This window comes from Vibrio sp. 10N.261.51.A4 (assembly GCF_041471945.1).
Classification (GTDB): domain Bacteria; phylum Pseudomonadota; class Gammaproteobacteria; order Enterobacterales; family Vibrionaceae; genus Vibrio; species Vibrio crassostreae_C.
Map to the genome: position 1 here is coordinate 1 of NZ_JBFRPJ010000190.1, position 1,777 is coordinate 1,777.

The 1,777-nt window shown below is 37.9% G+C and carries 1 protein-coding gene; it reads right to left on the reverse strand.

The features are described 5' to 3' along the window. Positions 1-347: 347 nt before the first annotated feature. The gene (locus AB4384_RS23690) at positions 348-1,415 is read right to left on the reverse strand and encodes an MBL fold metallo-hydrolase (protein WP_372130208.1); all 1,068 of its coding nucleotides are present in this window, start codon (positions 1,413-1,415) and stop codon (positions 348-350) included. Positions 1,416-1,777: the final 362 nt, after the last annotated feature.

Here is a 1,777-nt window from a genome sequence, read left to right on the forward strand (position 1 = left end):
TTAATTACGCAACAAAGCCGATAATAGGTGCGCAAACATCTAAGGCTAGAGGGTAGCTCTCTCAATAAAAAGCCGTATATACGCACGCATCTTATAAGTTTATGTCAATTTACAGTTGTAAAACAGGTGGAGTCCATATACGCCTTAGGAAACTACAGTTTTTTTGCCAATAGGTTAACAGCTAGATCAGAAATCATCGTGGAGAGCTAATAACCTAGGTATCTTCAATGAACCTCATAAACTGTAGCATCATATTGTCGATATGAATGAGAAAATAGTTGGCATCCAGATCTTTGCATTTTTAAAAAAACCACTATTCTCGTTTTTAAAAACAGTGGCAATCAATATTAATACACGGGTTCTAATGCCTTCTCTGGGTTGATAACCATCAGTTGCATCCACATCATTTGGCAGTTTTCTTTAGAGTTTAATTTCGCATTACGTACTCGACCTGCCCATTTTTCTTCCCATTTATTGGCGCATATCTCAGCACCCGCATCAATAATCTCTTTATAGATTGCATGCTCTGAACCTTCAGAATAACGTTTCATGGTTTCTTGCGCTAACGCTTGAAATTCAGCAGAATCCGCAGCTTCATAGGTGAATTTTTTCATGTCGCTAATCATCTCTTGATAGAGCTTAAAATGAGCACGCGTTGGTACAATTCTTTCATGACCATTAATAATAAGTTCGAAGTCATAGCTATCAAGAATAATTTGAGGCAACATCCAAGTCATGATGGCATCTGTCGCTTCACCGAAATGTAACCAAGGTGCAGCATCTGCATGAAATGTATCGGTTGCAAGTAAGATTTTTTGCTTAGGTGCATAGACCAGACTGTCTGAATGAGAATGCCAGTTTCTATCTAGATCTTTAAACTCAAGGCGCAAACCACCCGTTTCTAATACATAACTATCTTCCCAAATAATGTCAGGCATTGGACGAGAAGGATCATTGGCTATTTTTAATAGTTTAGCTGCTTGAATATTGGCAATTTTTATTGCCGAATCAGGGAACAAATGCATGCCACGAGCATGGTCAGCATGGTGATGAGAGTAGATAACATGGGTGATTGGTTTATCAGTCACCTCCGCAATCGCTATCAGAGCAAATGGGCTTACATCTGGCATTGCATCATAGACAACAACACCGATATCCGTGACGAAAAAAACCATATGCTCAAAATTATCATGCACAAAATAGGTATTCTCGGCGATTCTAAAATAGTTGAATCCACTCTCAGGAAGAGGTTTATAGACATAGTCTCGAACACTGTATTTAGCCTTCATTTCTTCAAGGTTAAACGGCTCTTGCGCTGCCGTTGCCGTGCCAGTAAATGTAACCATTACAGCGATAAAGCAACCTATAAGCATACTATACACACCTGTAGGTAATAGTTTTTTTAAAAAAGTCATCGTTTTCATTCCTTATATATCATTAAATAACATTGCCAATGTAGGAAGTAAATTCTTTCAACACAGTCAGTTTTCTAAGGACGTATAATCTGCTATATGTGACGATCGATAAATAGACTAAATTCAGTGATAATGACACTTTCCTCGGGTCAATGACTGATAGATACCTGCCAACCTTATATTAGTACAAAATCAAAATTTATACCCGTGATCTTTGAAAATGCTTCGTATTTGCGGTGTTTTTCAAGACAGTTGGCACTCATTAGTTGATTTTTATGCTGCTTCTTTCATCGGTGTATCTGGATTTAATGTGACTGGTCCAATTGCATTACAGTCTTGAACGGGCTTTGTTGCGTAATTAA